Origin of the sequence: Kitasatospora sp. MAA4, assembly GCF_029893355.1 — a bacterium.
Lineage (GTDB): Bacteria > Actinomycetota > Actinomycetes > Streptomycetales > Streptomycetaceae > Kitasatospora.
Genome location: NZ_JARZAI010000002.1, coordinates 82,794 through 108,953, shown reverse-complemented (window position 1 = coordinate 108,953; position 26,160 = coordinate 82,794). Strand labels below are relative to the sequence as shown.

The window sequence follows — 26,160 nt, the reverse complement described above, 5'->3', positions numbered from 1 at the left end:
TCGGTCGTAGATCGTTCACGGTGCGGGCAGTTCTCCCACGGTGACCAGGTCCAGGCCGCGATCGAGCAGGCCCTCGATGATCGACGGAAGGGCCTGTACGGTCTGGCCGCGATCGCCGGCGCCCTCGTGCAGCAGCACCACCGAACCCGGCCCGGCGGCGTCCAGGACGGTCGCGGCGATCCGCTCGGGCCCGGGCCTGGACCAGTCGCGGGAGTCGACGTCCCACAGCGTCAGGGTGGTCGGATGCCCCTCCAGGGCGGCCAGCACCTCGGGGCTCAGCGCGCCGTACGGCGGTCGGAACCGGGTCGGGACCTGGCCGGTCACCCGGACCACCGCCTCCGCCGTCCGGTCCAGCTGCTCGCGCAGTTGATCCGGCGTCAGGTCGAGCAGGAAGGGGTGCGACCAGGTGTGGTTGCCCAGTTCGTGGCCGGCCGAGGCGATCCGGCGCACCTCGTCGGGCAGCGCCGCGACATGGTGACCGACGCAGAAGAAGGTCGCCCGCGCGCCGTAGCGCTCCAGGATCTCCAGCACCTGGCGGGTGTGCACCGGATCGGGGCCGTCGTCGAAGGTGAGCGCGACCCGCGGGGTGTCCCGGCGGCCGTGCTCGAAGCAGCGTCCGGCCGCCGTCAGCGCCGCCCGGATCGGCTCGCCGCGCCGCACGCCGTCGAAGTACTCCTCGGCGCGGCCGGTCAGGCTGCCCCCTTCGGCGGTCACCCGGGTCAGCCTGCCGGGCGCGCTGCGGGCCAGCTCCACCAGCCGGTCGGCCGGGACGGACCCGAACCGCGGCCGGGGCGGCAGCAGCCAGGGGTCCGCGCGGTAGACCTCCAGACCGGCCGCCGTCATCGGCCCGTCCAGCAGGCCGTTGGTGCTCTCCAGCACCACGGCCGGCGTCGGCCCACCCGCCAGGTCCCGCAGCCAGGCGATGAGTTCGGCGACCCGGTCGGCACCCCAGCTGCTCGGCTCAACCGCCCGGCGCCCGGCGCCGTCCAGGACCTCGACCCGGTAGCCCGCGCCGGTCCAGGCGATTCCCGCGTACCGCACGGTCATCCGTCCCCCAGCGCGATCGCCTCGCCGACGACCAGCCCCTCGACCCCGCGCAGGAACCGCTCCATCCCCTCGCGGGTCAGGACCGCCGGGTCGGCGGTCATCGCGAGGTCCAGGGCGCCCGGGGCGGTCAGCACGTCCACCGCCACCGAGACGTTCCTGCGGGGCGGGAACTGCGTCGGCCAGCTCAGCTCGGTCCGCCCGATCAGCTCGCCCAGCGCGGCCCGCGGCTGCTCGACGGTGTCGAACGGCCCGACGCCCGGGTCCCGGGTGTCGTTCCACCAGTACGAGTGGTCGGCCGCCTCCCCCTTCTCGACCAGCTGCGCCACCTCCCGCTCCAGCGCCCACTTGTCGTACCCCGCGTGGCGGAACGCGCTGAACGAGACGGACCGCGTCCGCCGCACCACGTCCGCCAAGTCCCGGTCAGCATCCGTGAGCAGGAACACCGCCTCCTGCGCCACCGTGCTGACCGACGCGGCGGCGGCCGGCTGGAATCGGTTTCCCACCACCACCTGGAAGAGCACGTCACTGCTCCCGGACATCCTGGCCAGCTGATGCGAGGCCGCCCCCAGCAGCACCGCGGCGTCGCTCACCTCCAGCCCGGCCGCCACCCGCCCGACGGCGACCGCCAGCGCGGGCGAGCGCAGCACCGCGTTGGGGAAGCGCCGGTCCGGATCGGCGGCGAGTTCCGGCGCTGCCGGCTCGCGGAACATCCGCCGGGGGCCGGCGGCCAGCTGCTCGCACCAGTAGCGCCGGGCCGCCTCGTCCCGGCGCCGGCCGATCGGCGATGCCTGGAACTCCGCGGCCTCCAGCGGCTGTTGGGCCGGGCGGGAGCGGCGCAGCGACTCGGCACTCTCCCCTGACTCGATGGACTGGAGGTCGCGGAGCAGCCGGCCCAGCCCCCAGTAGTCCATCGCGGCGTGCGAGGCGGCCAGCACCAGCCGGTGGACCGCGCCCTCGCACTCCACCAGGCCGACCCGCAGCGGCCACTGCCGCGCGTGGTCGAAGGAGCGCCCGGCCAGCTCCTGGAGCAGATCGGCACTGACGGCCGGGGCCTCGGCCGCAGCGCACTGCCGGACCTGCACCGCGAGCTCGCCGCTGCCGTCCACGACCTGCTCCAGACCGTCCGCGCCGTCCGGCAGGAGCCTGGTGTGCAGGCTGTCGTGGAGCCGGAGCAGCTCCGTCAGGTCCGCGAGGACGCGGGCCACCGGGCGGGGCGGGGTGACGGGCAGGTCGATCGGCAGGTTGTACCGGGGTGCGTCGTCACCCAGTCGGGTGACGACCCCCCAGATCGCCCGCTGCCCCCAGGTGGCCGGGCCGGTCCCGGCTCGCGCGGAGTCCAGTCTGATGGTCCGCTCGTTGACCGTGGTCATGGTGTTCCGACCTCCCCTTCGGTTGCGAAGAGTGCGACGTGGCTGCGGCCGGAGCGCGGGTCGGTGTCGCACAGCACGATCCGCCGGTAGGTCTGCTGCCACTCCTGCCAGTGGTCGGCCAGCTCCAGCCAGAGGCTGGTGCAGTAGCTGCCCGGCGCCGCCCGGTGCACCGCGGTGCACTCCGGGACGGACTCGGTGACCCAGGGGCCGAGCACCAGCAGCGTGCCGTCCTCACCGACGTCCCGGCCCAGGGCGCCCTCGCCGAGGGCGGCCGCCGCCGAAGCGGCCGAGTGCGCCCGGACGAAACGCAGGCCGTCCCCGGTGGAGGCCCCGAGGACCAGCGCCGCGGCCGAGTCGACCAGCGGGGTCTGCTGGACCAGCGGGAAGGCCGTCGGCAGGGTGGTCTGCTCCAGCACCGCCAGCACCACCTCCGCGGCCCGCCCCGCGCTGTGGTACACCGAGGCGATCCGCAGCGCGGTGAAGGGTGCGGCCAGGCCCTGCTGGCCGATCGCGAAGTTGGTCGCCCGGCCGCCGAGGCGATCGGTCAGGTACGGCGCGACGGCGGTGAACGGCACCACGTCCGGGAGGGCGTGGGTGACGATCAGCAGCTCCGGCCGGCTGCGGCCGACGCCGACGTCGGCGGCGAGCAGGTCCGCGAGGTCGCGGTGGTGGACGTGGGAGCCGCGGCTCAGCAACTCCTCGTCCGGCTTCGCCCCGAAGGGAGCGAGCAGGTCGCGGTAGTAGTCGAGCGCGGCCGGGGCCTGGCCCGGTGCCCGGCCCTGCGGCGAGCGCACCGCGGCGGCGGCCCGGACGGCGAGTGCGCTCATGAGGTCCCCTTCGCGCTGCGCAGTGCGGCCTCGACGTAGTCGGCGAAGGAGCGCATGGTCCGCAGGTGGTCGATGTCGAGCTTCTCCGGGTCGACCGAGATCCCGGTCGCCTCCTCGACGGTCATCAGCAGCCCCAGCACGGCGAGCGAGTCGAGGTGCAGCTCGTCGAAGAGCGCGGTCTCCTCCGTGAGCCCGGAGATCGGCCGCTCCAGCACCTCGCTGAGCGCCTTCTCGATGACGGCCAGTACTTTCTGACGGTTCATCAGATCCCTCCCGCCGCGCGGTGGGTGATCACCATCGCGCCGAAGGTGGCGCCCAGGCCGACGGAGACCAGCAGGTAGTGGGCGCCGTCCACCAGGCGGCCGGCGTCCCGCAGGGTCGTGTAGTTGACGAAGACGTCCGAGGCGAAGGTGTGGCTGAAGCGCGGGACGTTGTCCAGGAACACCTTCTCCGTTGCTACGTCCAACTCCTTGACGGTCTGCCGCCAGGCCAGCTTGTTGACGTTGTGCGGGATCACCAGGTCGACCTCGTCGAGCGTCAACCCGGCCTCCGCCAGGGCCTGCTGGATGACCTCGGCGATCCTGGCGCCGTACTGCTCGCCGAACTCGGTGTTCTGCTCGGGGGTCAGCTCCAGCCACTGGGCGTACTCGCCCAGGGTCCGCAGGGCGAAGGACCGGACCACGTCGCCGGCGCCGTCCAGGGTGATCAGGCAGGAGGCCGAGGCGTCGGCCATGATCGCGGTGTTGGGGACGTGCTGGACGATCGGCGAGTACGCCTGCTCGCCGGTGACCATCAGGGCGTACGCGCCCTCGCCGCCCTCCGCGCGCAGCAGTTCGCCGAGCACCTCGATGGCGCCCAGGCTGCTGACACAGGCCTGGTGGCTGAGGCCGAATGCCTCGGTGCCGGCCAGTCCGAGGTCGTCGGCGACCAGCTGGGCGATGTCCACGTCGGCCGGGGCCACCGCCTGGGTGACGTGGGCGTAGGCCAGGTAGTCCACCCGGCCGCCCTCGGGCAGGGCGGCCAGAGCGCTGCGCGCGGCGGGCCGCAGCAGGTCGAGCAGCGGGAGTTCGGGATCGAAGCGGAGCGTGTCCAGGCCGTAGAACTTGCGGAACACGCCGAGTTCGGCCCGGCGCAGGCCCAGCCGCTCGCCCAACTCCTCGATCCGCACACTGCGCTCGGGCAGGTACGACTCGATCCGCTCCAGGGTGATCCGGCGATCGGCGATCGGACGGCTCATCAGGCCGTCGCGATCTCGGCGCGGATCAGCCAGAGCCGGTTGGCGCCGCGGCGGTTCCTCGGCTGGACCTGGTACGGCCAGCGTCCCTCGCCGGCGCCGGGTTGGCCGGGCTCGCGCAGGTCGGTGGTCTTCCAGCCGTTCGCCGTCAGGAACTCCTCGGGCTCGTCGGTGCCGAAGATCCACGGCGTCCCGTCGGCGGCGAGGGTGTCCAGGAAGGGCTTCGAGAACGGGCTGCGCAGCAGGGCGCGCCCGAGGATGTCGAAGGCGAGCTGGCTGCCGGGGGCCGAGGCGGAGGCGAGCAGGCGCAGCAGTCCGGCGGCCTGCTCCTCGGTGAGGAAGAAGGTCAGCGCCTCGGCGACCCACAGGGTCGGGCGGTCGCGGTCGAAGCCGGCTGCCTCCAGGGCGGGCAGCCAGTCCTGGGTGAGGTCGGCGGAGACCTCGCGCCGGTCGGTGCGCGCCTCGGCACCCAGCGCGTCGAGCCGGCGGCGCTTCTCGGCGATCAGCAGGGCGTGGTCGACCTCGTAGACCTCGGTGCCCTGCGGCCAGTCGAGCCGGAACGCGCGGGTGTCCATGCCCGCCGCGATCAGCACCACCTGCTGGATCCCGCTCTCGGCGAGGATCTCCCGGATGGCGTCGTCCAGGAACCTGGTCCGGATGGAGATGAACGGCAGCAGGCCGCCGCCGGCGTAGCGCTCGATCAACTCGAAGCCCCTGGGCGCGGCCAGTTCGCGAGCCAGCGGGTCGACGAACAGCGCGTCATCGCGCTCGGACTCCTGCGCGCGGGCCGCGGCCATCCACTGTGCGGTGTACGAGACTGCATCCATGGTGAAGACCCCTCCTCGGGATCAGGCGAAGAACGCCTTCTCGATGGTCGCCAGGGTCTGGAAGTCCTCGATGTCGATGGCGTCGAAGTCGATCTCGATGCCTGCGGCATCCTCGATGGTGTAGACGAGTTCGACGAAGGCGAGCGAGTCGACCAGCCGGCTCTCGATGAGGTCGACGTCGGCGGCAAGCTCGGTGCGGTCGGGGTGGCGGCCGAGGATCCAGTCCCGGACCTTGTCGATACCTGCGGAACTCATGGCATTCCCTTCGGAATCAGTGATCTGCTGAGGTGGTGGCGGCCGCGACGGCGATCGCGAAGCCGCCGTCGTGGCTGATGCTGACGTCGATCGGGCCGAGTCCGACGCTGGTGGCCAACTCGGTTGCGCTGCCGGAGAGTCGGACCACCGGCCGGCCACCGGGACCGCGCAGGATCTCGATGCCCTGCCAGGGCACCGGCCGTCCGACGGCGCCGAACAGCTTGAAGACGGCCTCCTTGGCGGCCAGCCGTCCGGCGATCCCGGCGTGGTCGGGTGCACCGTCCGGGGTCCGGGAGGCGGCCGACTCCTCGGCGGAGAGGAACCGCCCGAGCACCGGCCCGACTTCGGGATCCAGCAGCTCGCTGACCCGGGAGAGCGGTACGAGGTCGACGCCGATCCGGGGCCGGCTCACGACGGGTCGGCGGCGGCGCGCACGGCGGCCAGCGCGGCGTCGAGATCCTCGTCGAAGTGCTCGGTCAGGACAGCGAGCCAGCGTTCCAACCCGAAGGCCACGCAGGAGGTGTAGGCGTGCTCGCCGGACTCCAACCGGATGCCGCACCGCTCGCCGAAGAAGTTGCGGTGGGTGTTGACCGAGGCGATCGCCAGGTCGCCGTACTGGAACTCGTACTTGACCGGACTGAGCTTCTGCAGCAGGGCGCGGCCGCTGTCGTTGCGGAAGAACGGGTCGGCGGCCGGCACCCTGCCCAGGTCGATCCCGAGCGCGGCGGCGAAGGACTGGATCCGCTCGGTGAAGCGGGCCAGTACCTGCTGGGTGTGCTGGAAGCTGCCGAGCGCGACGATCTCGCGCATCTGGAAGCTGGCGAGGCGGCGCAGCCCGCTGTAGTGATCCTCGTTGCGGAAGCAGCGGTTGACCAGGGTCACCAGGGTGTCGTCGGCGACCTGGTCACCCTCGTGGAAGAGGTACGCGCCGTAGCAGGTCGCGTGCGGCAGTCCGTACCGGGCCTCGCTCACCGCGCCGGGTCCGAACCTGCCCTCCACCGGCTTGAACTGATCATTCGTCAGATCGAGCGAGCCGGCCACCCAGGCGAGCTGCGGGAAGTTGGTGTAGACGTCGAACTTCTCCAGGTCGGTCACCGGGAAGAGCGGCGGGGCGCTGATCTCCTCGGCGCCGGCCGCGAGGCCCCATGCGGCGAAGACCCGGTCGAGCTCCTTGACGAGCCGGGTGGCCTGCGGCCCGAGGATGGCCAGTGCGGGTGCACCGTCGCTCCCGGTCAGGCGGTTCATCGGATGAGTCCCGTCCTTTCGAGGTACCTGGTGGTCTTGCGGAAGGTGCGCAGCTCGGCCTCGGCCCGGGCCGGCGAGTCCAGCAGGGCCCGGCGCAGCTCGTGCGGGCGCTCCAGGCCGGCGTCCCGGTAGACCTGCGGGTGGTAGAGCGAGTCGAAGCTGTGCTTCAGGTAGCGGCGCAGGTAGCCGGAGATGTCGGCCAGCTCCTGCTCGGTGGCGGTCTGCAACAGGTCCTGGTGGAGCAGGTCGACCAGCTCGCGGCCGAAGGCGATGTGCCGGGACTCGTCCTGGTGGTGGATCCGGTTGATGCCGCGGATCGTCTCGTGCAGCCGCTCGTCCTCGGCCATCGCCGAGTTGAAGTGGTCGACCAGCTCCTCGAAGATCAGGATGCGGGCGAACACCAGCAGGCTCTGGATCTTGGCCGAGGAGGCGGTCGCCTCCGCGCCGGCCGGCTGCCGGTAGATCTTCCCGCCGTAGCGCAGGCAGAATTCGGCGAAGAACCACATGTGCTCGTTCTCCTCACCGATGAAATGGTGGAAGAACTCCGACGGCGTTTCGAAACCGGCGGTGTGGATCCGGCCGACCACCTCGATGAGCAGTTCCCGGATGCCATGCACGTTGAGGCTGTAGAAATTGATGCTCTCGTGCTTGGAAAGCGTGCGGAGCTGCTGCGGAGTGAGCTTCTCGGCCCATTCCGTCCCGTACGTGGTGGTGAGCTCCGGGCTCATCCACCACATGTCCTCGGGGAGTCGGTCCGGCCACTCGAACAGCCGGTACGGGTTGTAGTAGTCGTCGATCGACTTGGTGGCGAGCCGGTCCAGGATTCCCCGGAACCGGTCGTCTCGGTCGATCACATCGCTGACCATCGCGCGATGTCTCCGTTCGCCTCGGGGGCTCTTTGGTGATTCCAGCGTATGGATTCCGGTACCGGCTTCTCAATGCCCGAAACCGGCTGCCGAATTCGGTCAGTGAACGCGAGGCGGGCGAACCGGCTCATGCGGCGCTCCTCAGGACCAGGTCGACCAGGCCGGTCCGGGCGGCCAGCACGCCGGCCTGGAAGCGGCTGGTGGCCGACAGGTCCTGCATGATCGTGGCCATATGGCGGCGGAAGGTCCGCTCGGACATGCCCACCCGGCGCGCCACCACCTCGTCCTTGGCGCCGGAGGCCAGCAGGTCGAGCAGAGTCGCCTTCAGGTCCTCCAGCGTCCCGGCGTAACCGGCCGCGCCGGAGTCGACGTCGAAGGCGGACTCCCAGGCCCGGGCGTGCAGTCCGGCCAGGAAGGCCGCGACCGCGCCCTCGTAGACGACGGCGATCGCGTCGCCCTCACCGGCCGGGATGAACGCAGTCCTGCGGTCGAAGACCAGGAAGCGGTCGTGCACCTCCTTGGTGGTGCGCACCTGCCCACCGGCCGGCAGGAGTTCGCCGATGTGCGCGCGGGTGTCGGAGTCGCCGCGGGCGGTGTGGGGGTAGAGGATCCGCCCCTGCGCGCCGCGCCGCAGCGCCTCCAGCACCAGCGGACGGGCCAGCTGCAACTCGCGGGTCTCGCGGGCCACGCAGGGCTGCATCACCAGGACCTCGGTGGTGCAGCCCTGCGCGGCCTCCAGCAGCCGCAGTTCGATCTCCTCCGGGTCGTCGGTGATCACCACCGCCTCGGCACGGCTCCTGGCCTGCTTCTGATACGCCGCCACGAAGGAGCTCAACTGACCCTTGAATCCGGCCAGTCGGCGACGGCTGTCGTGGATCTCCCACTCCAGCGGGACCAGCAGCTCCATCTGGGCGGCCTCCGGGCTGACCGCGACCAGCCGGTCCGCGCCGCCCTCCACCGGCTTGACCAGGCGCAGTTCGCGCAGCACGCCGACCGCCTGCTCGGCGCGCCGCAACGGGACACCCAGCTCCTCGGCGATCCCGGACGGGGTGAAGTCGGCGCGTCCGATGGCGCGTTCGTAGAACGCGACCGCGAACTCGTCCACCTCGCCGACCCCTTCCTGACGTCTGGGCTGTGCGGCGAAGGGCACCGTGAGCTCTGACAACGTGTCACCTCATGAATCGGCACGGGGAAACGGTCCTTGGGTGCCACCACCGTACGGAGCCCGCCTGGTCGGGCCCCTACAGTCGGACCAGAGGACCGGCAGTCCCCGGGAGACCGACCCGGGCCGAACGTGCCGCTGCTGACCTGCGGTTCTGCCGGTCGCCGCCGCTCGTCCCACGGGAACCGGCAGAACTCGGGCAACTGCCGGAGCAGTTGTGACCGGGCCGGCGTTCAGCGGATCCGGACCCCGCCCATCGCCCGGGAGAGCCGCAGCATCTCGCGCCAGTGCTCGAACGCCTCGCCCCGCGCGCCGAGGGCCGACTGCGCGTAGCCGAGCGCCAGTTGGCTGCGCGCCTCGCCCGGCCGGTGCCCGGTCTCGCGGTGCAGGGCGAGCGCGTCGCGTCCGATCTCCGCAGCGCTCCGCGAGTCGCCCAGCCGTATCCGTACGCAGGCCAGGACGTTGAGCGCGCAGCCTTCGAGCATCCGGAACTCCGCCTCGCGGGAGAGCGTGACGGCGCGCTCCGCGGTGGGCAGGGCGGCCTGCGGCTCCAGGCGCGCCTGGACCCCTCCGAGCCCGACGAGCGCGGCGACCTGCGGGAAGCGGTCGTTCACCACCTCGGCGAGGTGGACCGCCTCCCGGTAGCTGTCGGCCGCCTCGGTCAGATCGTGTGCGCGCTCCTGCGTGGCGCCCAGGACGAGGAATGCGTTGGCCTCCAGTCTCCGGTTGCGCAGCGCCTGCGCGGCGGAGAGGGCCGTGTGGGCCAGCAGCCGTCCGGTGGAGTGGTCGCCCAGGTCGGTGTACGCGCCCGAGAGGCCGCACAGCGCCACCGTCTCGCTGAGCCTGTTGCCGTTCCTCCGGTGGATCGGCAGGGTCTCGCCGAGCACCCGGATCGCGTCCCCGGGACGTCCCAGCGCGCGGTAGGCGATCCCCAGGTTGGTCTGCGAGACCGCCTCCCCACCGGAGGAGTCGAGGTCGCGGAAGAGCTGGGCCGCATGCGAGAAGTGCTCGGCGGCCTCGTGCAGCCGCCCGAGCTTCCAGCAGATCAACCCCAGGTTGGTGACGTCGTCGGCGGTCCCCGCGCCGTTGCCGGGCCGGGTGAGGTCACGGGCCCGGGACAGGTAATCGGAGGCCAGCCGCATGGCGCCGCTCTCCTGGTGCGCGGCGCCGATCCGACGCAGCGCCAGCGCCTGCCCGTCGAGCCAGTCCGCCTGCCGCGCCAACTCCAGCGCACTGCCGAACAGTTCCAGGGCCTGCGCGTTGTTCGCCAGCACCCAGTGGCATTCGCCGCGCCGCAACTGGGCGGCGGCCTGAGCCCGCAGCTCGCCGTCGGCGACGGCGGCGAACAGGCTGGCGGTCGCGACCTTGAGGCAGTCGCCGGTGTACTTCCCCACCGAGAGATAGCCGTGCAGGCTCTCCGCCAGCCGCCAGGCGACGGCGGTGAAGCCGGCGCCGGACGCCTGGAGGACGGCGCCGGCCAGGTTCTCCCGCTCGCTGTCCAGCCACTGCGCGGCCTGGCCGTGGTCCGAGAGGACCAGCGCGGCCGAGGGCGCCGCGCCGGCGCACGGGTCCGAGGCCGGCTCCGCCGGGTACAGCAGTCGGGCCGCCGCTTCGGTGTGGTAGAGGTACCAGTCGAAGAGCCGCTGCCGGGCGGCGTGCGCCTCCTCCCTGCTGACCAGCTCCCGGGCGTAGGAGCGCAGCAGGTCGTGCAGCCCGAACCGGCTCGCCGCCCGTTCCTGCACCAGATGGGCGTCCGTCAGACTCACCAGCAGTCCGGCCGATTCGGCCGAGGTCGAGTCCGCCAGCGCCGCGGCGCCGTGCACGGTGAGATCCGGGCCGGGCATCAGACTGAGCAGCCGGAACACCCGCTGGGCCGCGGCCGGGAGCGCGCGGTAGGAGAGGTCGAAGGTGGCCCGGACCGTCGAGCGCCGGTCCCCTTCGATGTGCAGCCGGCTGAGCATGTCGTCGCCCGCCAGCTCGGCGCAGTAGTCGGCGATGGCGGCGTCGCGGGCCAGCAGGTTGGCACCGGCGATCCGGATGGCCAGCGGCAGGCCGCCGCACACCTTCACGAGCCGGTCGGCCGCCTCCTGCTCGGCCGCGACCCGCCTCTCGCCGACGGTGCTGGCGAGCAGTTGGCGGGCCTCGTCCGGATCGAGCACGTCCAGCACGAGCTGGCGGGCACCGTCGCTCGCGACCAGCCCGGCGAGCCGGCTGCGGCTGGTGATCACCACCGCGCAGCGCTGGGCGCCCGGGATGAGAGGCCTGACCTGCTCGGAGTCGCGCGCGTTGTCCAGCACGATCAGCATCTGCTTGTCGGCGAGCAGCGTGCGGTACAGCGCCGCGGCCTCGTCCTCGTCCGCGGGCAGCTGGTCGGGCGGGGCGCCCAGGGCCCGGAGGAACTGGGCCAGGACGTCCGCGGGACGCAGCGTCGGGAGCGCGGAATGGCCGCGCAGGTCGACGAAGAGCTGCCCGTCCTCGAAGTGCTCGCGCCGCGCGTGCGCCCACTGGGTGGCAAGGGCGGTCTTGCCGACTCCGGGCGCGCCGACCACCGCCACCACGTGCGAGCGCCCGGCCGGGTCGGGCGAGACCAGGGCGTCCAGGTCCCGCAGCTGCCGCCGCCGCCCGACGTAGGGGCCGGTCCTGGCGGGCAGTTGGGCGGGAAGCGCCATGCGTTCGGCGGGCGCGGGGTGCTCGGGGCGCTGCGCGAGGGGCAGTTGCTGGCGCAGCACCCGCAGGTGGGCGTCGCGGACCTCGGCGCTGGGCGCGATGCCCAACTCCTCGTCGAGCCGGTCGCGCAGGCGGCTGAACACGTTGAGTGCGGCGGCCTGCTCCCCGCAGCTGGCGAGGGTGAGGATCAGCCGGGCGTGCAGACCCTCGTGCAGCGGCTCGGTGTTCACCATGTCCCACAGGACCCGGACGGCCTCCTCGGGCCGCCGCAGCAGCAGCGCCGTGTCGGCGTGCAGCAGCACCGCCTCGACCCGCCGCTCGTTGGCCGCCACCGCGGCCGGATGCAGGCGCAGCACCGGGTCCGCGTCCGCCAGCACGGGCCCCCGCCACCGCTGGAGGGCCTGCGTCAGCGACTCGTACGCGGCCCTCGGGTCGGGCGCGCGGTGCACGTGCTTCGCCTGGGCCAGCAACTCGTCGAACTGGCCCAGGTCGATCTGGTTCCGGGACGCCTGCAGCAGGTATCCGGTGGGCGTGCGGACCACGGTCGGCGGCGGGGCGGTCCGCAGACCGGCGGGCTCCAGCAGCTGGCGGACCTGGCTGATGTAGGTGTGCATCAGGCTCTGGTGCGAGCTCGGCGGCCCGGACGGCCAGAGGGTGTCGGTGATCTCCTGCTGGGTGGACGGCTCGGGGTGCTTGAGCGCCAGCAGTCCGAGCAGGCGGCGCAGCATCGGGCTGCTGACCGGTACGGGCGTCTGGCCGCGCTGAAGGGAGAGCGGGCCGAGGATCAGCAGGCGCGGCCGCCCGTCGACGCGCGGTGGCGCGGTACGGGCGGCCGCCAGCAACTCCGCCAACTCGCCGCCGGTCAGCCCCAGCACCTGGCCCAGACGCTGGAGAGTGCGCGACTGGGGCCGCTGGACCCGGCCGCGCTCGATGTCGCGCAGCGCCCTGGTGCTGATCCCGGCCCGTAACGCGGCCTCCTCCTGGCTCAGCCCGGCCCGCCTGCGGAACGACTGGATCTCCGGGCCGAACGGACCCCGCTCTCCCGCCGGACCTCCCCAGGGAAGCCCCGTGGCCGACGTCCTCTCTGACATGGCATCCCCTCATCCGATGACCGCGACCGGTCGACCGTGACCGGCGGCGGCGGCATTGCGGGCCGTGCGCGGCCGCTCCCGCAGGGGATCCGACCGACGATCAGTTTGGACTAGACCAATGCGCCAGGCAAGGGAAATCGCACCATGCACCCACTACAGCTGGCTCAGGATCGTCGGGTCCGTGATCTTCGTGTCGTCGGCCAGCATCATCGCCTTACTGAGGATCACGGCCAGCATGCGGTCGCCCTCGAAGGGAAGGTAACCAGCCTGCGGGGCGGCCGGGTCGGACTTCGGGACGATGCACAGGTACTGGTCGTTCGGCGTCCTCAGGATGTTCCCCGAGCCGAGGTGGATCTTGTACGTGTGGCGCTCGCCCTTCACGTGCAGGAAGCGGCCTTCGATGGTGCAGCGGTCGGCGATCGCCAGCCGGGGTACCAGCCGCTCCAGCAGCACGCGTCGCGTCTCGGCGCTCTGGTTGAGCTCACCGAAGCCGTACGACGTCCAGTACTCCCGGAAGCGGCCCTCCGGTCCGCCGTCCTGCCAGGTCGGGTCGTTGCCGACGCTGGCCACGCCCACGAACAGGTCGACGTCGCGCAGGACTTCGGACAGCACGAGCGGCGGGACATCGGCGATCGGGACGGGCTCCACCGGCTCGACACCGGCCCCCAGCCACACGCCGTACTCACCGCCGTAGCAGCTTGCCGAGTTCTCCGGCGCACCGATCGGGTAGAAGCGGACCTGGTCGGTGGTCAGGCGCAGATAGCTGCCGGACTCGGTGGTGTCGACGCCGTAGTCGTCACCCTCCCCCTGGATCCAGTACTCGGCGCGCAGCCCCCACTGCGGCATCCGCCGGGTGGCGGGCGGGGCCGTGTCGTCGACCATCAGGCGCAGCTTGTTGCGCCAACCCCGGATTGCGGCAAGTGAGTTGAACTGGTGCTGGCGCAGGATGTGCGCGGCGAAACGGTTGGAGTACGTTCCCGTCGCGCGCTCGGCGTCGGTCAGCAGATACACCTCGCGGTGGGCCTGCTTGAACGGCTGCGTGATCCCGTGCCGCTCCAGCCAGTCGCGCCAGGCCACGATCTCGGCGCTCTCGTGGCCCACCGGGTGCCAGAGCCGGACCTCGACCCCTTCGCGGGCCGGGGCGTCGGCGAGGGTGCGCAGCTCGCCGTCGGCGAATCCGACGGTCGTGCCGTCGACCGTCCACAGCAGGCGGCGGGCCAGGGTGCCGACGAGGGGATGGTCGAGATACCGCTCGCGCCAGGTGGTGTAGGACCAGGTGCGGCGGGCGAGGAACTGCCGGTCCAGGCGCTCGCTCTGGGCGGAGAGCATCTTGTCGATGTCCTTGACCGCCGCCTTCAGCTCCTTGAGCTCCTCGGCGTGGTCGCGCCTGACGGCGGCGGGCACGCTCCTGACCGCCTTGCCCGCGGAGTTGCGCCAGCCGAGGACCGCCTTGGTGCCCGTGACCTCCAGGACCGCGGTGACCTCGCCCAGTTGCTGCTCGGCGCGGCCGACCTCGGTCAGTCCGTAGGCGGGGACCGCGAGTTCCTCGATCTCCTCACGGGACAGGCCCAGCGCCTCGGCCCGGGTCTGCAACGCGGTGTCGAGCAGCTTGAGCGTGCCCTTGTAGGTCACCCGGGTGGCCAGGCGGGCGAGTTCGGCGAGGGCAGGTTCGCTGCCGATGCGGGAGAGCGCGGTGACAGCGGCGTTGGCGACCTTCGGGTTGCGCGGACCGAGCCCGGACACCTTCCTGAGCGACGTCTCGACCAGCGTGCCGAGGGCGCGGGCGGTGTCCGGGTGAGCGGGCAGCAGGGCGAGCAGCCAGGTCAGCCCGCGCAGGGCGTTGGCGTTGTAGGGGTCGTAGCTGCTGTTGACGTCGGGCTCGTACTCCTGGCGGTCCAGCTCGAAGGTGCGGCGGCCGACGAGGGCGAGCCAGGGCAGCAGGGTGGTCCGGACGCGGTCGGCGCCGAGGGGGTGGATCAGGATGCGGGCCCGCTGCTCCCACTGGCGGCTGGGCCTGCTGGCCGTGGCCGTCGTCGCGTGCCGAAGGAGGTCCTGCCAGTCCGGGCTGCCCTGGGCGTCCCGCAGGGCTTGCTCGGCCCATTCCTCGCCGACGTTCAGGACGGGCTCGGTGAGCCTGTCGGCGAGCGCCAGGACCGACCCGTCGCCGTAGGCCTGGAGGGCCGAGCGCCGGAAGACGGCCACCACCTCGGGTGCGAGGGGGCGGCCCGCGTCGAGTTCGGCCTCGGCAAGGACCTCGTGACGCTCGCCGTACCACAAGGTGTGCCGGCGGCCGAGCTCGTCGAGCCTCTTCAGGCGCTCCACCGAGAGCCGGTCGCCGGGCAGTCCGCGCGCGATGACACCGATCAGGGTCAGCGCGTTGCCGCGGGAGACCGGGCCCGCCTCGGCCGCGTGGTACCGCGCCACCAGGGCGTCGGCGAGCGTGGTGCGGGTCTCCGACGGCAGCGCGCGCACCTCGGCGAGCACGCCGTCCCACGGCCTGGTCCAGTTACCCCTGTTGCCGACCGCCAGCTTCAGCAGTTCGACGGCGAGTTCGTCCGCCTCCCCGGCGGCTGCCGCGCGCTGCCACAGCAGCTCCTTGATCCTCTGGATGTCCACCATCGTCATCCCCCCACCAGGGCCACGAGCTTCAGGAACGTGACCTCGGTACCCAGCACCAGCTCGATCTCCTCATCCGGGTCGACGACCTGGCGGTCCCCCACCAGCACGAGGAAGCCGTTCCCCGCAAAGGCCCTGAGCGCCAGCTCGGTCTGCACCTCGGGGTCTATCCGGCGGGGAGTCCGCAGCACGTACCCGTTCAGCACACGCTCGGCATCCTGCGGCTGCACGAGCCCCTGGAACACCTGCGGTGTGCGCGCGTTGTACTCGGCGACCTCCTGGAAGACCCGGCGCCGGATCAACTCACGCACAGTGAGCCTCTCCTCGGCGATCTCCAGGCCCCACCCGTCGCTCCGGTCCCCCGCCGTCGTCTCGTCGACGAACATCACGATTGCCATGCCGTGGACAGTACGGGCCACCAGTGACACCGCGACCGCAGGGGGCGCGACCCCATCGAGAGAAGAGCGGCCCGGCCACTGACGGGCTGGTTCCGACGGTGTCGGCGACTGCGACCTGCCCACGCCGCCGGCGATCGTCGCCGCCATGCAGCTGGCCGTGGAGCAGCCGGAGCTGCACAAGTACCCTCCCTACCAGGGGACATCGCAGCTGCGCAGCGCCGCCTCGGACTTCTTCGACCGCCGTTTCGGCCTACGTCCCGACCCCGACCGGCAGGTCCTGGTGACCCTCGGCAGCAAGGAGGCGATGGCCCACCTGGCGCTGGCTTTCGTGGACCCCGGCGACGTGGTGATCGTCCCCGACCCCGGCTACCCCGTCTACGCGACCTGGGCCAAGTACTGCGGCGCGCAGGTGTACCGCATGCCGCTGCGCCGCGAGAACGGCTTCCTGCCCGACCTGGACGCCATCCCCGCCGAGATCGCGCGCCGCGCAAAGCTGCTGTGGGTCAACTACCCGAACAACCCCACCGCCGCCCTGGCCACCGGCGACTTCTACGATCGGCTCGCCGCCTTCGCGCTCCACCAGTCATCCTGACCGAGGCCCTGGCCGCGCCGCTCAGGAACGACATCCGGATGGGCCGGCGGATGACCCGCCTCGTCCAGAGCGACCACGGGGTCCGCATCGAGACCACCGCCGAGAGCGGCACCGAGGAGTCCTGCGACGGCGCACCGATCCACCCCACCGAGTCCTTCGAGGGCAACTACGCGATCGTCACCATCCCGTTCAGCGCACTGCGCTTCTGCACCGTCGAACCGCTGATGTCCTACCCCAAGCGCCGGGCCGTCAACGAGCTGCACTACGACTCCGCCACCAAGGTGCTGCTGGAGTTCAAAACCCGCTTCTGGGAGCAGGGCAAGAACGGCTTCACCGGCGGAGGCTGCACCTCCGACAGCCCCAGCCGCAAAACCTACCTGCCCTCGCACGCCCCGGCCGGATCGCCGGGCGGCGTGGTGCTGGCCTCGTACAGCTGGTCCGACGACGCCATGCGCTGGGACTCCCTCACCGAGGGCGAGCGGGTCGCGTTCGCCCTGGACGACATGGAGCGGCTGTTCGGCCCGGTCGTCCGCTCCTCGTACGCCGGCGTGGGCGTCAGCCAGTCCTGGGCCAGGGCCCGCTACGCGCTCGGCGAGGCGGTCATCTTCACCCCGGGCCAGCTGCACGAACTGCACCCCGCCACCCGCACGGTGGAGGGCCGGGTGCACTTCGCGGGCGAGCACACCAGCCTGAAGCCGGCCTGGATCGAGGGCGCCCTGGAGTCCGCGGTCCGCGCCTTCCTGGAGGTCCATCCCCGCTGAATGGCGTGCCCCGCACCGCACTTGTGAGACCGGAAAGTCCGAGCCCGCCTGAACGGAGGCAGGTTCGGACTCCCCGGTCCCGACGGGCAGCGCCAACTGTGATCACCCGTCGAGTGGATCACGGCGGCGTGGGTTGGTCTTCCGCGACCGGGCTTGAAACGATCAAGGTGCCGTCGGCATAGACAGCTATTGAGCGGCACGAACGTCCTCCCGGAACAGCGGATCGCAGACCGACCGGCCTACGATCCACCGCAACCCGGCGCGCCGCCTCACAGGCACATACGCCAAGATCAGCGCGCCCTTCCCCGTGGTTTCATGGGCAGTTGGGGCACCTCGGGCGCGGCCAGCCGGGCGCCGTCGTAGCCGTGCACCTCACCGAACCTGGTCCCGGTCATCCAGTCCTCGCGCGCCTGCCTGATATCCTCATCAGTCCGTCCCAGGAAATTCCACCACATCAGGATCTCCTCCTCGAACGGCTCCCCGCCCAGCAGCAGCACCGAGCTGTCCGTGCGGGCCAGCAGCGGGAGTTCGCGCCGGCCGCAGCCCAGGTAGAGGATCGAACCGGGCTCGACCCGGACGCCGTCCACGTCGACGCTGCCGGTCATCGCCAGCACCGCGTACTCGAAGCCGGGGTCCAGCGGGAGGGCGGCGGCGGTGCGTTCGGTGAGGGTGAGGTCGACGCCGACCAGGGGGGTGAAGGTGGTGCCGGGCGAGGCCGCGCCGTCCAGTTCGCCGAGGATGACGGTGCCGTGCAGGCCGGGTGCCGTCACCACGGGCAGGTCGGCGTGGTGCTCGAAGGCGGGCGCGGTGCGCCGGTGCGCGTCCGGTAGGGCGACCCAGAGCTGGGCGCCGTGCAGGAACCGCGCATGCGAGCGCGGGGACTCCTCGGAGTGCGAGATGGCGCGGCCGGAGGTCATCAGGCCGAGCTCGCGCGGGCGGACGGTCTGCAGGCTGCCCAGGCTGTCGCGGTGCAGCACCTCGCCCTCGTGCAGCCAGCTGACGGTCTGCAGCCCCAGGTGCGGGTGCGGGGGCACCTGCATCCCGGGCTCGTCGGCGATGTCGTCCGGGCCGTAGTGGTCGACGAAGCACCAGGCGCCGACCATCCGCCGGGGCAGGTTCGGCAGCAGTCGGCGCACCTGGGTGCTCTCGCCGAGCCGGACGGACCGACCCGTCATCAGCTCCCGTACCGGGCCCGTGCTGGCGTCGCCGCCGCAGAGGGCGGTGACGGGCTTGAGATCAAGGTTGCTCACAGGATCCCACGGTAGCTGACGACGGCGCAGCGATCGCGTCTCAGTGCGCGCAGGCCCAGGGCGCGCCCGTGGTGGCGGCATCGGCCTGGGCGCGCAGGGCGCGCACCGCCTCGGCCGGGTCGGCGGCGCCGTAGACGGCCGAGCCGGCCACGAAGACGTCGGCGCCGGCCTCGGCGCAGCGCTCGATGGTGGACGCCGAGACGCCGCCGTCGACCTGGAGCCAGAGTTCCAGGCCGTGCTTGGAGATCAGCTCACGGGTGCGGCGGATCTTGGGCAGCATGATGTCCAGGAACGCCTGGCCGCCGAAGCCGGGCTCGACCGTCATGATCAGGACCATGTCCAGCTCGGACAGCAGGTCCTCGTACGGCTCGATGGGCGTGGCCGGGCGCAGCGCCATCGCGGCGCGGGCGCCCTTGGCGCGGATCTCCCGGGCCAGCCGGACCGGCGCCGCGGCCGCCTCGACGTGGAAGGTCACCGAGCCGGCGCCGGCCTCGACGTACTGGGGGGCCCAGCGGTCCGGCTGCTCGATCATCAGGTGGCAGTCCAGCGGGGTGTCGGTGGCCCGGGCCAGCGACTCCACGATCGGCACACCGAGTGTGAGGTTCGGGACGAAGTGGTTGTCCATCACGTCCACGTGCAGCCAGTCGGCCCCCCGGACGGCCTCGGCCTCCTGGGCGAGGCGAGCGAAGTCCGCGGACAGGATGCTGGGGTTGATCTGCGCCATTTCCGATACCTTCACCACTCGGTACGGGCCACCACCGCGGTCGCCTCGCCCCCATCATCCCCCGCGTCCCAGGTGCTCCCACACGGCCCGGGCCCGGCGCGGACGACGGCGCGAACCACGGCGCGGACGACGGCGCGGACGACGGCTCGGCCCGCGGCGCCCGGCTGAATCATTTCCGGTCGCCCGGGATTCCGCGGAATAGGCCGTATATGGACGATCCCCGCGCCTCGCGAGAGTGCACCCGGAACCGATTAACCGACCAACCAAACCGACCAGCCGAAAACCGATCCATCGGTTTATTTTCTCAGCCGGTGCGACGGAAGGCGAGAACCGCGTTGTGCCCGCCGAAGCCGTAGGAGTTACTCAGCGCCACATCCCCGCCGCGGGAGAGCGGGCGCGGCGCCCCGACGACGACGTCGAGGCCTATCTCGTCGTCCGGATTGTCACAGCCGACGGTGGGCGGGATAAGCCCGTGATGCAGGGTCAGCACGGTGGCGATCGCCTCCACCGCACCGCCGGCCCCCTGCATGTGGCCCAGGGCGCCCTTGGGAGCGGTGACCGCGACGTCGCCGATCCCGGCGCCGAAGACCGCGTGCAGCGCGACCGCCTCCGCGGCGTCCCCGTTCGGGGTCGCGGTGGCGTGCGCGTTCACGTGGACCACGTCGCCGGGCTCGGCGCCGGCGTCGGCCAGCGCCTTGGCTATCGCGTCCACGATCCCCTCGCCGTCAGGTCGGGGGGCGACCATGTGGTGAGCGTCGGCGGACAGGCCCCACCCGGCCGCCTCGCAGTAGATCCGCGCCCCGCGGGCCAGCGCGTGCTCCTCGTCCTCCAGGACCAGCAGCCCGGCGCCCTCGCCGACGACGAAGCCGTCCCGGTTCTTGTCGAAGGGCCGGGACGCGCCCAGGGGCCCGTCCTCGCCCAGCGACAGCGCGCGCATCGAGGCGAACGCGGCCAGCACCACGGGGGTGATCACCGCCTCGGTGCCGCCGGCCAGCACGACGTCCAGGTGGCCGTGCCTGATCCGGTCGATCGCCTGGCCGATCGCCTCGGTGCCCGAGGCGCAGCCGGCCACCACCGTCCGCGCCTCACCGCGGATGCCGAGGTCGATCGCGATCTGCGCCGCGGCGCCGTTGGGCACGGTCATCGGCGCGGTGTGCGGCGAGACGAATCTCGCCCCGCGCTGCGACAGCACCTGGTCGGCCGCCACCAGCACCGGCGCGCCGCCGATGATGGTGCCCATCGACACCCCGACCCGCTTGGCGTCCAGCTCGCCGTCCCGCATCGCCGAGTGGGCGAGACCGGCGTCCGCCCAGGCCTCGCGCGCGGCCAGCAGCGCGAACTGCGCGCTGCGGCCCATGGTCCGCGCCTGGGTACGGGGCAGCCGGTCGGCCGGGTCGATCGCCGCGGGGGCCGCGATCCGCACCGGCAGCCCCTCGAACTCCGCCCCGACCAGCGGCCGCACACCGCACTCCCCCGCCAGCAGCCCCCGCCAGGTCGAGGCGGCGTCGCCACCGAGCGGAGAAATCACTCCCACTCCCGTGACGACCACTCGTCGGCGGTCGCCCGACCGCTGATTCGCGCGGATCCCGAACTGCTGCTGATGACTCGTGCCGGACGACCGGTCTCTCATTGTTCGATCCCTTTTTTTGCCGTTGGCAGAGGCGCTGGAACTTTAACCGAGGCACCAGCACAACGGACAGCTCCCCCCGAGTGATTCCATTTCATCAGCAGGTGATCATCCAGGCAAACGCGGGGGGCAGCGGGGAACTACTCGGATGATTCGACGAAACCGACCGATCGCATTCCTCGCGGAGCCGTTTCGCGCGGGCGCTCCAGCACCACGAGGTCGTACCGCTCACGTACGGGCTGCGCCGCCGCCGCGCGCCGCGCATCGAGCGCGTCCGCGCTCAACCTGGCCAGTCCCTCGGCGAACTCGCGCTCGGTCAGCGCGAGGAACTTGGACTGCGGACGGTCGGTCAGCCGGTCCCGGAACTCGCCCAGGTCACGGGCCACCGCCAGCGCCTGCGAGAACACCCGGTGCACCGTGAACCCGGCCGCCGTGAAGTCCGCCAGCACCTCCCGCTCGGCGGGGAACCGCCCGGCGTCGGTCTCCCGCAGCCGCGGCCAGTAGGTGTAGACGAGCGCGTCCAGCCGCTCGCGGAAGGTCGTCCGGATCACCAGCCGCCCGCCCGGACGCAGGACCCGCAGCATCTCCCGCGCGGCGGCCGGCCGGTCCGGCAGATGGTGGACGACGCGGGAGAGCAGCGCCAGGTCGAACCCGGCGTCCGCGACGGGCAGCGCCTCCGCGCTGCCCGCCAGATAGCGCACCCGCGGACGGGCGTTGCGCCGCACCGCCTCCGCGAGCATCGGCGCGGCGGGCTCGATGCCGACCACCAGCGCACCGTCCGCCAGGTCGGCCAGCGCCGCACAGAACATCCCCGTGCCGGCGCCGACCTCCACCAGCCGCAGACCGACGGTCCCGGACGCCGGCACCGGCGCCTCCCGCAGGAAGAGCTCGGCCCAGCCCCGCAGCGAGTCGGCCGGCATCTCGTTGCCCGACTGGTAGGCGGCGGCCAGCCGCTCGTCGGTGTAGCTGTTCACCAGGCGTAGTCCTCCGGCGCCGGGCGGCGGCCCGGGAAGATCTCGTCCAGCTGGTCCAGCGTCTTCTGGTCGAGCGTCACGTCCAGCGCCCGCACCGCCGCGTGCAGTTGCTCCACCGTGCGCGGGCCGACGATCGGCGCGGTGACAGCCGGGCGGGTGAGCAGCCAGGCGAGCGCGATGTCGCCGGGCTCGTGGCCGATCTCGGCGGCGAGGTCCTCGTACCGGGCGATCTGCTCGCGCTTGACGCCGAGCGTCTCGACGGCGCGGCCGGAGACCCGGCGGACGCCCTCGCGCTCCTTGCGCAGCACCCCGCCGAGGACGCCGCCGTGCAGCGGGGACCAGGGGATGAGCCCGATGCCGTAGTGCTCGGCGGCCGGCACCACCTCCAGCTCGACGCTGCGCTCCAGCAGGTTGTAGAGCGACTGCTCACTCGTCAGCCCGAGGAACCCGCGGGCCTTGGCGGCCTCCTGGGCCTGGGCGAGGTGCCAGCCCGCGAAGTTGCTGGAGCCGACGTAGATGATCTTGCCCTGGGTGACCAGGACCTCCATGGCCTGCCAGATCTCCTCCCACGGCGTGGCGCGGTCGATGTGGTGCATCTGGTAGAGATCGATGTAATCGGTCCCCAGCCGCTTGAGGCTGGCGTCGACGGCCCGGCGGATGTTGAGCGCGGAGAGCTTGCCCTCATTGGGCCAGGACCCCATGTCGCCGTAGAGCTTGGTGGCGAGGACGGTCCGCTCGCGGCGGCCCCCGCCCTGGGCGAACCAGCTGCCGATGATCTCCTCGGTGCGGCCCTTGTTCTCGCCGAAGCCGTAGACGTTGGCGGTGTCGAAGAAGTTGATGCCCTGCTCGTGGGCCACGTCCATGATCTGGTGGGCGTCGGCCTCTTCGGTGTGCGGGCCGAAGTTCATGGTGCCCAGGCAGAGGCGTGAGACGCGAAGGCCGGTACGGCCGAGGTAGGTGAACTCCATGGGGTCACCCTCTGCCGCACCCGTCCGTTTGTCCAGACTGACTGCCAGTCAAGTCCCTCGCCGAGCCGACCGGTCAGATCCATCGGATCCATCAGATCCAGCTGTCGAACCAGATCCGGCTCTCCCAGGCCGAGACCGTCTCGGCCTGCCCGGTGTAGAGCGGCAGGAACCAGGCGAAGTTCACCACCACCGCGACGGTCAGCAGCCCCGCCACCGCCGGCCGCGCCCACCGCACCGACCGCCGCCCCGGGCCCCCGTCCGGTGAGGACGGCAGCCGGCCCGGCCGACCCGCGAGGTCGGCCAGCAGCATGGCCACCGCCAGGCACAGGAACGGCACGAAGGCGACCGTGTAGAAGGAGAACAGCGTCCGGCCCTGGTAGAGGAACCACGGCAGGTAGCCCGCCCCCACCGCGGCGAGCACCGCGCCCGCCCGCCAGTCGCGCCGGCGCAGCAGCCGGTGCAGCAGGTAGCCGAGGGCGACCACCGCCGTCCACCAGAGCAGCGGCGTGCCGAGCGCGAGGATCTCGCGCGTGCACCCCTCGGTGCGGCAGGCCGCCGAGCCGGCCGCGGAATCCCGGAAGAAGTAGGAGACCGGACGGGTCAGCAGCAGCCAGTCCAGCGGATCGGACTGGTAGCGGTGCGGCGTGGAGAGCACGAGGTGGAAGCCCCAGATCTCCTGGTGGTAGTGGACCAGGCTGATCAGCGACCCGGGTACCCAGGAGCCCAACGGCCCGATGCTGGACAGGTCCTGACCCACCGCCCAGTCCCGTGCGTAGCCGCCCTGCCCCAGCAGCCAACCCGTCCAGGACGCCAGGTAGGTCGCGAAGGCGACCGGCACCAGCGCCGCGAACGCCGGCACCGCCTGCCGGACCAGCGCGACCCGCCACGGCCGGACGGCGCCGGCCGCCCGGTAGGCGCCGACGTCCCAGGCCACCGTGAGCAGGCCGAAGGCGGCCAGCGAGTAGGCCCCGCTCCACTTGGTGCCGCACGCCAGTCCCAGGCAGACCCCGGCGGCCAACCGCCAGGGCCGCGAGGCCCGTTCCTCCTCGCTCGGCTGCCGACCGCAGTCGGCGTTCAGCCGGGCCCGGAAGGCGTCCCGGTCGATCAGCAGGCAGCCGAAGGCGGCGAGCACCCAGAACATCAGCACGATGTCCAGCAGTGCCGTACGGCTCATCACGAAGTGCAGCCCGTCGAAGGTGAGCAGCAGCCCGGCCAGGCAGCCCCACACGGTCGAGCGCAGCAGACGGCGGCCGATCCGGCAGAGCATCAGCACCGAGAGTGTCCCCAGCAGGGCCGGCACGAACCGCCAGCCGAACGGGGTCAGCCCGAACATCGCCTCGCCCAGCGCGATCAGCCACTTGCCGACCGGTGGATGCGCGATGAACTCCGGCGCGGCGGTGAGGTCGATCCGCTGCGGCCGGGCCAGCAGGTCGACGTCGGCCCCGGCGCCCCAGGTCCCCTCGTAGCCGTACCGCAGCAGCGACCAGGCGTCCTTCGCGTAGTACGTCTCGTCGAAGACCACGGCGCGCGGGCTGCCCAGGTTGGCGAACCGCAGCACCCCGGCGAGCAGCGTGACCAGCGCCGGCCCGACCCACCCGTTGAGGGCGGCGAGCCTGGCGGCCCGGGCGGGTGGGATCCGCAGCAGTTCCCAGGGCCGGGGTGACGCAGGCGGCAACGGCTCCAGCAGCATCCGCCCATCATCGGCGGGCGGCACGGCGCCGAGGGCGCGCCGTGCCACGCGGGGCCGGGCAATCCGCCCGTTCGCCGGAACAGCCTCTAACACCAGCAACGGTTCATCGCCCGTGCGTCGAGTACTTCCGGGCGGCCAGTGGCGCGAACACCGCGAGCAGCACCGCGCTCCAGAGCAGCGTGGCCACCACCGGATGCTGCAACGGCCAGGCGGAGGCCGGGGCGCTCGGGTTGCCGAACAGCTGCCGGCAGGCCGCGACCACCGCGCTGGCCGGGTTCCAGTCGGCGATCACCCGCAGCCAGCCCGGCATCCCGCCGGTCGGCACGAACACATTGGTCACGATGGCGGGCGGGAAGGTCAGCACCGCCAACTGCCCGGCCATCTGCTCACTGCCCGCGGCCAACCCGAGGAACGTGCCCAGCCAGGTCATCACGAACCGGAAGAGCACCAGCAGCGCGAACGCGGCCAGCGCGTCGGCGAGGCCGTTGCGCATCCGCCAGCCCACCGCGAGCCCGACGCCGACCAGCGGGACCAGCACGGCCACCCCGATCACCAGGTCGGCCAGCGCGGAGCCGAGCAGCACGCCGAAGCGCGAGACCGGCATCGAGCGCAGCCGGTCGGTGGCACCCCGTTCGACATCGCGGGCGACGCCGACCATGGTCGGGGTGATGCCGTTGATCGCCACCATCGCGAAGAGCCCGGGCATCAGGAACTCGCGGTAGTCGCCGCTGCCGGGGACCTGCATCGCGCTGCCGAAGACGTAGCCGAAGAGCACCACCATCACCACCGGAACGGCGAGCGAGACCGCGAGCAGGGCGGGCGAGTGCCGGTAGTACAGCAGGACGCGGGTCGCCGAGGTGGCCGCGTCCAGGGCGGTGCGGCGCAGCGGGCCGGGGGTGCTTCGATCAGCCGGGGCGGCAGGGCGGGGAGAGAGGGTGGAGACGGACATCAGGCGGCCTGCCTTTCGGCGGTGAGGGCGAGGAACACGTCGTCCAGCGACGGGGTGCGCAGGGCGACGTCCCGGGCGGCGACACCGGCGGCGTCGAGTTCGCGCACGAGCGCGGGCAGCAGCACCTCGCGGCCCGGCAGGGAGAGTGTCTCGACCTGTCGGCTGTCCCGGTCGCTGATCGGCTCACCGCCCGTGACGGCGGCCAGCACCGTTGCAGCGACGTGGAGTTGGGTGACGTCGTCGACGACCACCTGCACCCGGGTGCCGATCTCGGCCTTCAGTCGGCCCGGGGGTCCCTCGGCGATGGTGCGCCCGTGATCGAGGACCATCACGGTATCGGCCAGCCGGTCGGCCTCGTCCAGGTACTGGGTGGTGAGCAGGACGGTGCTGCCGCCGTACGTCAACTCCCGTACGGCGTCCCAGATCTCGCCCCGGCTGCGCGGGTCGAGGCCGGTGGTGGGCTCGTCCAGGAAGAGCACCGGGGGCTGGGTGATCAGGCAGGCGATCAGGTCCAGGCGCCGCCGCATGCCGCCGGAGTAACCGCGCACCAGGCGGTCGGCGGCCGCGGCGAGGCCGAAGCGCTCCAGCAGGGCGTCCGCGCGCAGCCGGGCCTCGCGGGCGCCGAGATGGTGGAAGCGGCCGACCAGGACGAGGTTCTCGCGTCCGGTGATGCCCTCGTCCACGGCGGCGTGCTGCCCGGCGAACCCGATGCTGCGGCGCACCTGCTCGGGCTGCTCGGCCACGTCGAAGCCGGCCACCCGCGCCGACCCGGCGTCGGGGGTGGTCAGCGTCGCGAGCAGCCGGACGGCGGTGGTCTTGCCGGCGCCGTTCGGGCCGAGCAGGCCGTAGACCGTGCCGGCCGGGACGGCCAGATCCAGGCCGTCCAGCGCCACGGTCCTGCCGAATCGCTTGCCCAATCCATGGGCGGATACCGCGAGTTGTTCTCGGGCTGTGCGGGACATGGCAGGGCCCTCCCCTTCTAGGTACGCCGTACGTAAAGGCGTGCTGTGCAGCAGCGTA

At 72.3% G+C, this 26,160-nt stretch carries 24 protein-coding genes; 2 read left to right on the top strand and 22 right to left on the bottom strand.

The features are described from left to right. Window positions 1–15: 15 nt before the first annotated feature. From P3T37_RS02930 to P3T37_RS02865, 14 genes are all read right to left on the bottom strand, one after another. Entirely contained in the window at window positions 16–1,047 is a 1,032-nt protein-coding gene (locus tag P3T37_RS02930) for a polysaccharide deacetylase family protein (protein ID WP_280721790.1), read from the bottom strand. Then, window positions 1,044–2,417, bottom strand: a complete 1,374-nt coding sequence (locus P3T37_RS02925) for a condensation domain-containing protein (RefSeq protein WP_280721789.1) — start codon at window positions 2,415–2,417, stop codon at window positions 1,044–1,046. Before P3T37_RS02925 ends, P3T37_RS02930 begins: the two co-directional genes overlap by 4 nt. Next, a complete protein-coding gene (locus P3T37_RS02920) occupies window positions 2,414–3,244 on the bottom strand; it encodes a hypothetical protein (RefSeq protein WP_280721788.1) in 831 nt (276 codons plus the stop codon). Before P3T37_RS02920 ends, P3T37_RS02925 begins: the two co-directional genes overlap by 4 nt. Beyond that, on the bottom strand, window positions 3,241–3,507 hold the full coding sequence (locus P3T37_RS02915) for an acyl carrier protein (RefSeq protein ID WP_280721787.1): 267 nt from the start codon (window positions 3,505–3,507) through the stop codon (window positions 3,241–3,243). The genes P3T37_RS02920 and P3T37_RS02915 overlap by 4 nt, the downstream gene beginning before the upstream one ends. Next, window positions 3,507–4,481, bottom strand: coding sequence for a 3-oxoacyl-[acyl-carrier-protein] synthase III C-terminal domain-containing protein (locus P3T37_RS02910; protein ID WP_280721786.1), 975 nt, complete (start codon window positions 4,479–4,481; stop codon window positions 3,507–3,509). Before P3T37_RS02910 ends, P3T37_RS02915 begins: the two co-directional genes overlap by 1 nt. Then, a complete protein-coding gene (locus tag P3T37_RS02905; RefSeq protein WP_280721785.1) occupies window positions 4,481–5,305 on the bottom strand; it encodes an SAM-dependent methyltransferase in 825 nt (274 codons plus the stop codon). The genes P3T37_RS02910 and P3T37_RS02905 overlap by 1 nt, the downstream gene beginning before the upstream one ends. Before the next feature lie 21 nt (window positions 5,306–5,326). Then, window positions 5,327–5,560: a phosphopantetheine-binding protein gene (locus P3T37_RS02900; protein ID WP_280721784.1), complete on the bottom strand. Its 234-nt coding sequence runs from the start codon at window positions 5,558–5,560 to the stop codon at window positions 5,327–5,329. A 16-nt stretch (window positions 5,561–5,576) separates the two neighbouring features. After that, window positions 5,577–5,972: a holo-ACP synthase gene (locus P3T37_RS02895; protein WP_280721783.1), complete on the bottom strand. Its 396-nt coding sequence runs from the start codon at window positions 5,970–5,972 to the stop codon at window positions 5,577–5,579. Further along, complete coding sequence (locus tag P3T37_RS02890; RefSeq protein WP_280721782.1) at window positions 5,969–6,805, bottom strand: hypothetical protein; 837 nt, start codon at window positions 6,803–6,805, stop codon at window positions 5,969–5,971. Before P3T37_RS02890 ends, P3T37_RS02895 begins: the two co-directional genes overlap by 4 nt. Further along, window positions 6,802–7,671, bottom strand: a complete 870-nt coding sequence (locus P3T37_RS02885; protein ID WP_280721781.1) for a diiron oxygenase — start codon at window positions 7,669–7,671, stop codon at window positions 6,802–6,804. Before P3T37_RS02885 ends, P3T37_RS02890 begins: the two co-directional genes overlap by 4 nt. Before the next feature lie 127 nt (window positions 7,672–7,798). After that, window positions 7,799–8,836: a LuxR family transcriptional regulator gene (locus P3T37_RS02880; RefSeq protein ID WP_280721780.1), complete on the bottom strand. Its 1,038-nt coding sequence runs from the start codon at window positions 8,834–8,836 to the stop codon at window positions 7,799–7,801. 230 nt (window positions 8,837–9,066) lie between these two features. Continuing rightward, entirely contained in the window at window positions 9,067–12,591 is a 3,525-nt protein-coding gene (locus P3T37_RS02875; protein WP_280721779.1) for a BTAD domain-containing putative transcriptional regulator, read from the bottom strand. 153 nt (window positions 12,592–12,744) lie between these two features. Continuing rightward, window positions 12,745–15,210 carry a DUF4132 domain-containing protein gene (locus P3T37_RS02870; protein WP_280721778.1) on the bottom strand — a complete coding sequence of 822 codons (2,466 nt, stop codon included), beginning with the start codon at window positions 15,208–15,210 and terminating at the stop codon, window positions 12,745–12,747. A gap of 2 nt (window positions 15,211–15,212) precedes the next feature. Then, complete coding sequence (locus P3T37_RS02865; RefSeq protein ID WP_280721777.1) at window positions 15,213–15,752, bottom strand: hypothetical protein; 540 nt, start codon at window positions 15,750–15,752, stop codon at window positions 15,213–15,215. On the opposite strand from P3T37_RS02865, the gene P3T37_RS02860 reads away from it, so the two are divergent. Both P3T37_RS02860 and P3T37_RS02855 read left to right on the top strand, forming a co-directional pair. Further along, window positions 15,751–16,197 carry an aminotransferase class I/II-fold pyridoxal phosphate-dependent enzyme gene (locus P3T37_RS02860; protein ID WP_280721776.1) on the top strand — a complete coding sequence of 149 codons (447 nt, stop codon included), beginning with the start codon at window positions 15,751–15,753 and terminating at the stop codon, window positions 16,195–16,197. The genes P3T37_RS02865 and P3T37_RS02860 overlap by 2 nt on opposite strands. Before the next feature lie 50 nt (window positions 16,198–16,247). Further along, window positions 16,248–16,958, top strand: coding sequence for an FAD-dependent oxidoreductase (locus P3T37_RS02855; protein ID WP_280721775.1), 711 nt, complete (start codon window positions 16,248–16,250; stop codon window positions 16,956–16,958). A 290-nt stretch (window positions 16,959–17,248) separates the two neighbouring features. Here P3T37_RS02855 and P3T37_RS02850 read toward each other — a convergent pair whose 3' ends face one another. From P3T37_RS02850 to P3T37_RS02815, 8 genes are all read right to left on the bottom strand, one after another. Continuing rightward, entirely contained in the window at window positions 17,249–18,208 is a 960-nt protein-coding gene (locus tag P3T37_RS02850) for a pirin family protein (protein ID WP_280721774.1), read from the bottom strand. Between the two features lie 40 nt (window positions 18,209–18,248). Continuing rightward, window positions 18,249–18,932 carry a ribulose-phosphate 3-epimerase gene (gene rpe, locus P3T37_RS02845; protein ID WP_280721773.1) on the bottom strand — a complete coding sequence of 228 codons (684 nt, stop codon included), beginning with the start codon at window positions 18,930–18,932 and terminating at the stop codon, window positions 18,249–18,251. 304 nt (window positions 18,933–19,236) lie between these two features. Next, the gene (locus tag P3T37_RS02840; protein ID WP_280721772.1) at window positions 19,237–20,460 is read right to left on the bottom strand and encodes a beta-ketoacyl-[acyl-carrier-protein] synthase family protein; all 1,224 of its coding nucleotides are present in this window, start codon (window positions 20,458–20,460) and stop codon (window positions 19,237–19,239) included. 239 nt (window positions 20,461–20,699) lie between these two features. Beyond that, window positions 20,700–21,533, bottom strand: a complete 834-nt coding sequence (locus P3T37_RS02835; protein ID WP_280721771.1) for a class I SAM-dependent methyltransferase — start codon at window positions 21,531–21,533, stop codon at window positions 20,700–20,702. Further along, window positions 21,530–22,501 (bottom strand): aldo/keto reductase, encoded by a 972-nt coding sequence (locus tag P3T37_RS02830; protein ID WP_280721770.1) that lies wholly within the window; start codon window positions 22,499–22,501, stop codon window positions 21,530–21,532. Before P3T37_RS02830 ends, P3T37_RS02835 begins: the two co-directional genes overlap by 4 nt. Window positions 22,502–22,592: 91 nt before the next feature. Then, window positions 22,593–24,191, bottom strand: coding sequence for a phospholipid carrier-dependent glycosyltransferase (locus P3T37_RS02825; RefSeq protein WP_280722104.1), 1,599 nt, complete (start codon window positions 24,189–24,191; stop codon window positions 22,593–22,595). Between the two features lie 103 nt (window positions 24,192–24,294). Continuing rightward, window positions 24,295–25,140: an ABC transporter permease gene (locus tag P3T37_RS02820; protein ID WP_280721769.1), complete on the bottom strand. Its 846-nt coding sequence runs from the start codon at window positions 25,138–25,140 to the stop codon at window positions 24,295–24,297. Then, window positions 25,140–26,102, bottom strand: a complete 963-nt coding sequence (locus P3T37_RS02815) for an ATP-binding cassette domain-containing protein (protein WP_280721768.1) — start codon at window positions 26,100–26,102, stop codon at window positions 25,140–25,142. The genes P3T37_RS02820 and P3T37_RS02815 overlap by 1 nt, the downstream gene beginning before the upstream one ends. Window positions 26,103–26,160: the final 58 nt, after the last annotated feature.